The 8,686-nt window shown below is 71.9% G+C and carries 7 protein-coding genes and 2 pseudogenes; 3 read left to right on the forward strand and 6 right to left on the reverse strand.

Going from position 1 to position 8,686, the window contains the following annotated elements:
- Positions 1–34: 34 nt before the first annotated feature.
- The gene (locus JNW87_RS30425) at positions 35–1,276 is read right to left on the reverse strand and encodes a sugar ABC transporter substrate-binding protein (protein WP_236647352.1); all 1,242 of its coding nucleotides are present in this window, start codon (positions 1,274–1,276) and stop codon (positions 35–37) included.
- Between the two features lie 183 nt (positions 1,277–1,459).
- On the opposite strand from JNW87_RS30425, the gene JNW87_RS30430 reads away from it, so the two are divergent.
- On the forward strand, positions 1,460–2,218 hold the full coding sequence (locus JNW87_RS30430; protein ID WP_236647351.1) for a FadR/GntR family transcriptional regulator: 759 nt from the start codon (positions 1,460–1,462) through the stop codon (positions 2,216–2,218).
- A gap of 489 nt (positions 2,219–2,707) precedes the next feature.
- Positions 2,708–3,988 carry a vanadium-dependent haloperoxidase gene (locus JNW87_RS30435; RefSeq protein WP_109800569.1) on the forward strand — a complete coding sequence of 427 codons (1,281 nt, stop codon included), beginning with the start codon at positions 2,708–2,710 and terminating at the stop codon, positions 3,986–3,988.
- Between the two features lie 127 nt (positions 3,989–4,115).
- Here JNW87_RS30435 and JNW87_RS30440 read toward each other — a convergent pair whose 3' ends face one another.
- Entirely contained in the window at positions 4,116–4,505 is a 390-nt protein-coding gene (locus JNW87_RS30440) for a DUF2267 domain-containing protein (protein WP_109800568.1), read from the reverse strand.
- A 179-nt stretch (positions 4,506–4,684) separates the two neighbouring features.
- Between JNW87_RS30440 and ligD the strand changes: the two are divergent.
- Positions 4,685–5,616: pseudogene (gene ligD, locus JNW87_RS30445) on the forward strand (non-homologous end-joining DNA ligase).
- A 12-nt stretch (positions 5,617–5,628) separates the two neighbouring features.
- On the opposite strand, the gene JNW87_RS30450 reads toward ligD, so the two are convergent.
- The 4 genes and pseudogenes from JNW87_RS30450 to JNW87_RS30460 all read right to left on the reverse strand — a co-directional run.
- Positions 5,629–5,991, reverse strand: a complete 363-nt coding sequence (locus JNW87_RS30450) for a DUF2267 domain-containing protein (RefSeq protein ID WP_109800572.1) — start codon at positions 5,989–5,991, stop codon at positions 5,629–5,631.
- Between the two features lie 114 nt (positions 5,992–6,105).
- Positions 6,106–7,503 (reverse strand): transketolase, encoded by a 1,398-nt coding sequence (locus JNW87_RS30455; protein ID WP_255544536.1) that lies wholly within the window; start codon positions 7,501–7,503, stop codon positions 6,106–6,108.
- Complete coding sequence (locus JNW87_RS39930; protein ID WP_255544537.1) at positions 7,440–7,976, reverse strand: hypothetical protein; 537 nt, start codon at positions 7,974–7,976, stop codon at positions 7,440–7,442. The genes JNW87_RS30455 and JNW87_RS39930 overlap by 64 nt, the downstream gene beginning before the upstream one ends.
- A 48-nt stretch (positions 7,977–8,024) precedes the next feature.
- A pseudogene (locus JNW87_RS30460) lies at positions 8,025–8,686 on the reverse strand (MFS transporter); the annotation flags it as partial.

The raw sequence follows: 8,686 nt of genomic DNA on the forward strand, positions 1-8,686 counted from the left end.
GTGGGGCCGACCGGCCCCACCACCCGCGCGCGGCTTACTTGGCCTCGTCGTCCAGGAACTTCTGGAACGCGGTGTTCGCCGTGTCGGCTGCGGCCGCGGCGTCCTTGCCGGCGATCGCGTCGACGATCGGCTGACCGACGATCTCGCGGGCCTCGGCGACCTTCACGACCAGCGGCCGGTCGTGGCCCACGCCCTCCTTGGTGCTGGCGGCGATGGCCTCGACCAGGTCCTTCGGGTAGGTCGCGGTGCCCTCCGGGTTAGCCCAGACGGAGGTACGGGCACTCGGCACGCCGGACTTCTGCTGGGCGAGCGTCTGCTGCTTGCCGGTGGCCCACTCGATGAACTTCCAGGCGTTGCCCTTGTTCTCCGAGCTGTCGTTGACGCCCAGCGCCCAGGACGGGACGTTGTACGGCTTCGAGCCGGCCGGGCCGGCCGGGAACGGCGCGAAGCCGACGGTGTCGGCCACCTTGGACTTGGCCGGGTCGGTGGCGTTCTTGTAGAGCGAGTCGGCCTCGGTGTAGAAGGCCGCCTTGCCCTGGGTGAAGATGGCCATCGCCTCGGGCCAGCTCATGTCGGTGCTGACATTGGCCGGGCCGTGATCCTTGATCAGCCCGCCGTAGTAGGCGTACGCCTGCTTGGCGGCGTCGCTGCTGACGGTGGCCTTGCCGCTGCCGTCGACGAAGTCACCGCCGAAGCTGTAGAGGAAGCTGGAGAACTGGGTGACGGCCGGCGACTTGCCGGTCCGGGCGACGAAGCCCGCGACGCCCGGCTGGGCGGCCTGGATCTTGGCGGCGGCGGCCTTGAGCTCGTCGAGGGTCTTCGGCGGGGCGCTCAGGCCGGCCTTGGCGAGCAGGTCCTTGCGGTAGTAGAGGACCTCCTGCTCGGTGATGATCGGGACGCCGACCGGCTTGCCCTCGTACGAGGTGGCCTCCACCGGTCCGGCCTGGAAGTCGGCGAAGTCCCAGTCCTTGTTGGACTTCACCTGCTCCGACAGGTCGGCGAGGTACTTGTTCTTGGCGAACAGCTTCCCCTCCTGGAGGGGGCGGTACATCATCACGTCGATGTCGGACGAGCCGGCGTTCAGCTTCACGTTGTACTGGTCGGAGAGCTGGTCCTCGCCGAGCTGGGTGATCTCGACCTTGAGCCCGGTCTGCTTCTCGAACTCGGGCAGGGCCTGCTTGATGTTCTCCGTCCAGACGTGGTTGGCCAGGGTCACCCGGACTGTCTTGGACGCTGCGCTGTCGTCGCCACCGCCGCCGCAGGCGGACAGGCCCATGGCGGCAACCACAGCCAGAGAAGTACCGAATATCGATCGACGCCGCACGTCCATCTCCTTCTGTCGTGGCCGCCACCCGGGGGAGGAGCGCCACTTCGTTGTAACGTCCGCTTAACGACGGGATGCTAGGCCCAAAAAGCCGACTTATTCAAGAGGTGATCTCTAACTGATATGCTCCGAAGCGTGGATCAGTCCTCTCCAGGGGTCGCACCCGCCCAGCACGCCCCTGCCGAGGCCGGGCTGCACGCCCGCGTACTCGACCACCTCGGCACCGCCATCTGCGGCGGCGAGGTGGCCGCCGGCTCCGTCCTCAACATCGACGACCTGGTCGAGCGGTACGCGGTCTCCCGCTCGGTGATCCGCGAGGTTCTGCGGGTGCTCGCGTCCATGGGATTCGTCGAGACCCGGCGTCGGGTCGGGGTCATGATCCGACCGGCCGAGGCGTGGAACGTCTTCGATCCGCAGGTGATCCGCTGGCGCCTCGCCTCCGCGGGCCGGATGGGGCAGCTCCGCTCGATCACCGAGCTGCGGACCGCGATCGAGCCGCACGCCGCCTGGCTGGCCGCCGGCCGGGTCGGCCACGACGAGGCGAGCGAGCTGGTCGGGCTCGCGGCCAAGATGTGGGCCGCCGGGAAGGCCGGCGACGAGGGACGCTTCCTCAGCCTGGACATCGAGTTCCACCGGCGGGTGCTGGTCGCCTCCGGCAACGAGATGTTCGCGAAGCTGCAGGAACTCGTCGCCGAGGTGCTCACCGGCCGGCATCACTACCACCTGATGCCGCACTACCCCCACGAGCAGGCCCTGCAACTGCACGCCGACGTCGCCCAGGCCATCCAGCGGCGGGACGGCGAGCGGGCCCGGGAGGCCATGGTGCGGATCATGGAGCAGGCGTTCGACGAGATGAAGTCGATGTGGGAGCAGACCGGCGAACCCGGCCGGTGAGCTGACCTCCGCCACGCGGCGGTCGAGGGCGTAGGCCTTGCTCGGCGCAGCCCTGCGCCTCACCTCCCTCCCGGTGCTCACAGGGAGCATGTGGTGACGACGCAGGAGGCGCACCGGCTCAAGGCGTACTGGCGGGAGCGGCTCGCCGTCCTCAAGGAGCTCCTGGAGTCGCCGGAGGCGGCCCGATGAGCACCGCCCAGCGCACCGTCGGCGGCGGCACCCACCTGCCAGCTCAACGCTGGATTCGTTGTGGAACGGCCCGCTGCGCGGGCGGCAACTCTCATCTGCATCTTCTCGTCGGTCACGTACCACGAGATCCCCTGGCGATCCCCTGGCCCGCCTGACTCGATCCGGCGTCCATCGTCCGAAGTGGAGTCGCGCAGTCCCTTCGGCCGGTATGGCATGCGTGGGCGGCACGGTAGGTTGCCCATTGCAGCCACTCACGTCAATGGAGCAATCACCCGCCGGATTGCCCGTAAGGGGTGCATCATGACACGTCAGGTTCGCCTCCGCCGAAAGGTCGTCTGCGCGGCCGTCGCCGGTATCCTCGCCGTCGCATCGCCGGTCGCGGCCACCTCCCCCGCATCCGCAGCCGACAACACACCCGCCAATGCCGTCATTGTCTGGGACCGTAACGCGCAAACCGCGATCTGGGAGGTGGCGGGCCAGCAGCCGCAGGTCCAGGCGCGCAGCTTCGCGATGGTGCACGGGGCCGTCTACGACGCGGTCAACGCCATCGCTGGACGGCCTTACCAGCCGTACCTGATCGCGCCGCCCACCAACGGCAGGGAGTCGGTGGACGCGGCGGTCGGAACCGCGGCCTTCCGGGTGCTCAGCTCCTTGTTCCCGGACCAGCAGGCGCGGCTGCAGACGCAGTACGACGAGTGGCTGGCCACGGTCCGCAACGGCATCGCGAAGCAACGCGGGATCTACGTGGGCGGCCGGACCGCCGCCGCGATGATCAGCGCCCGGCAGCACGACGGGGCGTTCGGCGACCCGCTCTGGCCGGTCGGCACCGAGCCCGGCCAGTGGCGGCCCACCCCGCCGACCAACGCCAACGACGGCGCCTGGGTGGGGAACCTCAAGCCGTTCCTCATCCCCAGCGCGTCGATGTTCCGCTCGTCCGGCCCGCCGGCGCTCGCCAGCGACCAGTACGGCCGCGACTTCAGCGAGGTCAAGGCGATCGGCGCGGTCAACAGCACCATCCGCACCGTGGACCAGACGCACGCCGCGATCTGGTGGCACGACCGGCACCTGGGCGAGTGGGAGATCAAGCGCCAGCTCGCCACGACCCAGCGGCTGAACACCCTGCAGACGGCGCGGATGTTCGCGCTGGTCGACCTCGCCGAGGCCGACGCCACGACCGCCTGCTACAACGAGAAGGGCGCCTGGACGTCCTGGCGGCCGGTCACCGCGATACAGCTGGCCGACACCGACGGCAACCCGTCCACCGAGGCCGATCCGCACTGGATGCCGCTCCTCGTCACGCCGCCGCACCCGGACTTCACCTCCGGGCACACCTGCTTCACCGCGGCGAGCATGTCGGCGCTGAGGCACTTCTTCGGCCGGGACGACATCCCGTTCAGCGCGTTCAGCGAAACCTCGGGCACCACCCGGTACTTCGGCAGCTTCTCGCAGGCCACCGCCGAGGTCATCGAGGCCCGCATCTGGGGCGGCATCCACACCCGCACCGCCGACGTCGAGGGCGCAAAGATCGGTGCGCAGGTCACCGCGTACGCGATCAAGAACTACTTCCGCCCGCGGCGATGACGCACCGGGCTTGACGTGCCCGGCCGGGCGTCGATCCGGCGCTCGGCCCGGGGGCGTCACCCTGCCCCGAGCGGAGTCTTGCCGGTCGCAGTCACGCCGCGCGCCGGCCGGAGGACGTGCGTCCGGGTCAGGCCCCGCGGGGCACGGGCTGGGCCAGGGCCTGGATCTTGGCGGGCAGCTCCGACATCGTCTCCTCGAACTCCTTGTGTCCGACCACCCGGTGCAGGGTCTGCAGGACGGCCCGGGCGCCTCGCTCGGCGACGTCGTCCGCCACCCCCGCGCGCGCCGCCACCCGGCGCAGGAACTCGTCGTACGCGAAGGTCTGCGGCTCCTCGGGGCGGGCCCTGGCCACGAACGGGCGCAGCTCGTGCGCCACGTGGTCGGCCAGGTCCGCCGCCTGGCCGCCGCTGATCCGCTCGGCGAGGGTCCGCAGGGTGGCCTCGGTCAGGGATTGCGCCGTCTCCGGCGGAACGCCCGCCCGGGCGGCCACCTTCTCGAAGAACTCCAGCTCAGCCATGCTTCGTCCTTCCCGTCCCGGAGACAGCGTGGCTACCCGCGGCCACCGGCCGCAAACGAGCGGCCCCCCGCGTTCGAGCCGCCCGCGCAGGAGGGGAATGCCCGGAAAGCGGCGTTTCCCCGCCCGCGGTTGGTCATGATCGAGGCGTGGGTGCCAGGATGCCGGATCTCGTGCCGCCGATGCTGGCGTCCAGTGGCGCGCTGCCCAGCGGGCCCGGCTGGGCGTACGAGTTCAAGTGGGACGGCGTGCGCGCGATCGCCTACGTCGACGACGGGGTACGCCTGCTCAGCCGCAACGACCGCGACGTCACCCGGGCGTACCCGGAGCTGGACGAACTCGCCCAGCTGCTGCCCGGGCGGCGGGCGGTGCTCGACGGGGAGATCGTGGCGCTCGACGCCAAGGGCCGGCCCAGCTTCTCGGCACTGCAACACCGGATGCACGTCCGCGCGCCGAGCGCCGCGCTGGTCTCCGCCACGCCGGTCCGGCTGTACCTGTTCGACCTGCTGCACCTCGACGGTCGGGACCTCACCCGCCTGCCGTACGCCGAACGTCGCACGGCGCTGCAGGAGCTGGGGCTCAGCGGGCAGAGCGTCGACACGCCGCCGCACTGGACCGGCGACGCCGGCCGGGACCTGTCCACCGCGGCGGCCGACCTCGGCCTGGAAGGGGTCGTGGCCAAGCAGCTCGGCTCGTCGTACGAGCCCGGGCGCCGCTCGCCGGCGTGGGTCAAGGTGCCACTCAACGACACCGTCGAGGTCATCGTGGGCGGCTACAAACCCGGCGCCGGTCGGCGGGCCGGCACCATCGGCTCCCTGCTGCTCGGCATGTACGACGAGCGGGACAGGTTGACCTACATCGGCCACGTCGGCACCGGCTTCACCCAGACCGTGCTGCGCGATCTGGAGCACCGTCTGGAGCCGCTGCGCCGCCCGGACCCGCCGTTCGCCTCGCCGGTGCCACGCGAACACGCCCGCCACGCCATCTGGGTCGACCGGTCCTGGTCGGGGACGTCGCCTTCCGGTCCTGGACCCCCGACCGCCGGTTGCGCCACCCCTCCTGGAAGGGGCTGCGCAGCGACCGCGAGCCCGCCGAGATCCGGCTGCAAGGGTGACCCGGCCTGGGCCTACGTGCCCACCCGGCGTGGTTCGAGCCGGGTCGTCGGCGGGCTCGTCAGCTGCCAGAACTCCTTCGGCAACTGGGCGACGGAGTCCTCGTACTCCTTCGCGCTGACCGCGTCCCGCAGCGTGTCCAGCACGGCGCACACCCCGGCGTTCGCCGTCTGGAGATCCACCGCGGCGCGTTGCTGCACCCGCTCGAAGAATTCGGGGAGCTCGAACGGTTCGGCGTTCTCGTCGGGTTTGCGTAGGTCGCCCCGCAACTCCTCGGGAAGCTGCGCGGCGAGATCCCGTGCCTGGCCGCCACTGAGCCGCTCCGCCAGCGTCGCGAGCGTGGCACGGGTGATCGGCTCGGCCAGCGTCGGTGACATCGTCGGTCGCGTCGCCACCGACTGGATGAACTCCGCGTACTTCACCTCGGACCCCCTCCTGCCGCGAATGCTGCGTCTACCCGCGCACCCGGGGGTGAAACGGCGCCCGCCGCGTCAGCGGCCCGGGGCCTCCGCGGCGCGCGCCGCCGCGACGATGGCGCGCACCCCGATCCCGGCCTGTTCCATCAGTTGGGTCGGGGTGCCGGAGGTGGGTAGGCCGCGCACCGCCAGGTGCGTCACCCGCACCGGCTCGGGGATGTCGGCCAGGGACTCGAGGACCGCCGACCCCAGGCCGCCCTCCGGATAGTGGTCCTCGACCACCAGCAGCCGACCGCCGGTGGCCCGGACGGCGTCGAGCAACCGGTCCCGGTCCAGCGGCTTGACCGAGTACAGGTCGATGACCCGGGCCTTGATCCCCTCGCGCGCCAACTCGTCGGCGGCGGCGAGGCAGTTGTGCACCGTCACCCCGGCGCCGATCAGCGTGATGTCGTCGTCGTCGCCGCCGCGGAGCAGCTTGCTGCCGCCCACCGGGAAGGCGTCCTCGTTGTCGTAGAGGACCGGGTACTTGCCTCGGGTGGTGCGCAGGTAGTTGACCCCCTTGCGGTCGACCATCTGGGCGACGAGGGCGGCACAGGACACCGCGTCGCTGGGATACAGCACCGTCGACCCCTGCACGGCGCGCAGGGCCGCCAGGTCCTCCAGCCCCATCTGCGACGGGCCGTCCGCTCCGATCTCCACGCCCGAGTGGGACCCGGACAGGGCGATGTCGGCCTGGGAGACGCCGGCCATCCGGATGAAGTCGTAGGCGCGGGAGAGGAACGCCGCGAAGGTCGCGGCGAACGGCCGGTAGCCGCGTACCTGGAGCCCGACCGCGGCGGCGACCAGTTGCTGCTCGGAGATGAACATCTCGAAGAACCGGTCGGGGTACGCCTCGGCGAACTTGTCGGCGCGGGTGGAGTCGCTGACCTCGCCGTCCAGGGCCACCACGTCCGGCCGTGAACCCAGCGCGCGCAGCGCGTCGCCGTACGCGTTCCGGGTGGCCACCATCGCCCCCTTGTCGTACCGCGGCATGGTGGGCGGCTCGCCGGTCGGGGCGGCGGCGGCCGGGACGGGCTCGGGCCGCGGCGTCGCGACGCGGATCTGACGCACGCCGCCGAGCGCGGCGACGGCGCGCTCGGCGAGCTCCGGCTTCAGCGGCTTGCCGTGCCATCCCGGCTGGTTCTCGACCTCCGGCACCCCCTTGCCCTTGACCGTCCGGGCGAGCACCACCGTGGGGCCGGTGGCCTGCCGGGCCCGGCCGAACGCCTCGTCGATCGCGACCAGGTCGTGACCGTCGACCACCAGCGCCTGGCAGCCGAACGCCTCGACCCGGCGGCGGTAGGTGTCCAGGTCCCATTCCAGCTCGGTCGGGCCGCGCTGCCCGAACCGGTTGATGTCGACGATCGCGGTCAGGTTGCGCAGCCCGTAGTGGCCGGCCTTGTCCAGCGCCTCCCAGATGGAACCCTCGGCCATCTCGCTGTCCCCGCACAGCGCCCACACGTGGAACGGCAGGTGGTCGAGGTGCCGGCGGCGAGCGCGATCCCCACCCCGACGGGCAGGCCCTGACCGAGCGAGCCGGTGGCCACGTCGACCCAGGGCAGGACCGGCGTGGGGTGCCCCTGCAGGCGCGACCCGAACTGGCGGTAGGTCTCGATCAGCTCCTGGTCGGTGATCGCACCCGCCGCCTTGAAGACCGCGTACAGCAGCGGCGAGGCGTGGCCCTTGGAGAAGATCAGGTGGTCGTTGGCGCGACAGTGCGGGTCCGTCCACTGGTACCGCAGGTGCCGGGAGATCAGCACCGCGAGCAGATCGGCGGCGGACAGGCTGGAGGTCGGGTGCCCCGACCCGGCTTTGGTGCTGCAGCGGATCGCGTCCACCCGGAGCTGGGCGGCGAGCTCGCCCAGCTCGGTGAGCTCCTCCGCGCCCAGGGTGCGCTCTGCTTCCATCGTCACCGGCATCGCCTCCGCCCATACGGTAGTCAGGATGAGACGGCTTCACCCGGTAACCACCGATTTGCCAGCCGCCGGCCGGGCTCGCGAGGGGCGGGAGCAGACCAGCCGGCCCGCCACCGCCAGATACGGCAGGGCGGCCAGCGCGAAGGCCACCGCGTTGCCGGCCGCCCCGGCCACCACGGCGTACCCGCCGTAGAACGCGATGATGGTCAGGTCCGTCGCCACCCCGGCCACCGAGGTGACCGTCGCCCGGCTCGGACCGGTGATCCGGGCCTGCAGGCGCACGTCCGCGAGCACCGTGGCGAGTTGGAACGCGGCGAAGGCGACCGCGAGCAGCAGGAAGCCCGCCGGGCGGCCGACCAGGGCACCCGCCGCCAGCGCCGACGCGGCGAGCACCAGCAGGCCGGCGTACCCGCGGGTGGTGAGCCGCTCCCCCGCCGGGGCGAGCAGGCCGCCGGCGGTCATCCCGGCCCACAGCAGCAGGAGCAGCAGCGGCACCGCCGCGTCCGCGACGCCGGTGTCCCGCGCCAGCAGGCCGGCGTACTCGTCGAGGCCGCCCCAGATCGCGGTCACCGCCGGGACGAGCAGCAGGGCGGCGCGTACCGCGCGGTCGGCGCGGGCCTCGGCCAGCCCGGCGCGCAGGGTGGCCAGCCACCCCAGGTCGTCGTCGCCGTCCGGCTGGCCCCGCCGCTCGGCCGCGGCCG

Source organism: Micromonospora sp. ATA51 (genome assembly GCF_016802855.1).
GTDB lineage: Bacteria > Actinomycetota > Actinomycetes > Mycobacteriales > Micromonosporaceae > Micromonospora > Micromonospora sicca.

What these genes read in the sequence shown, in the direction of transcription:
- JNW87_RS39930 (WP_255544537.1), bottom strand. Translation starts at nt 7,976, where the DNA reads ATGGAAGCAGAGCGCACCCTGGGCGCGGAGGAGCTCACCGAGCTGGGC.
- JNW87_RS30435 (WP_109800569.1), top strand. Translation starts at nt 2,708, where the DNA reads ATGACACGTCAGGTTCGCCTCCGCCGAAAGGTCGTCTGCGCGGCCGTC.
- JNW87_RS30425 (WP_236647352.1), bottom strand. Translation starts at nt 1,276, where the DNA reads ATGGGCCTGTCCGCCTGCGGCGGCGGTGGCGACGACAGCGCAGCGTCC.
- JNW87_RS30455 (WP_255544536.1), bottom strand. Translation starts at nt 7,503, where the DNA reads ATGGCCGAGGGTTCCATCTGGGAGGCGCTGGACAAGGCCGGCCACTAC.
- JNW87_RS30440 (WP_109800568.1), bottom strand. Translation starts at nt 4,505, where the DNA reads ATGGCTGAGCTGGAGTTCTTCGAGAAGGTGGCCGCCCGGGCGGGCGTT.
- JNW87_RS30450 (WP_109800572.1), bottom strand. Translation starts at nt 5,991, where the DNA reads ATGTCACCGACGCTGGCCGAGCCGATCACCCGTGCCACGCTCGCGACG.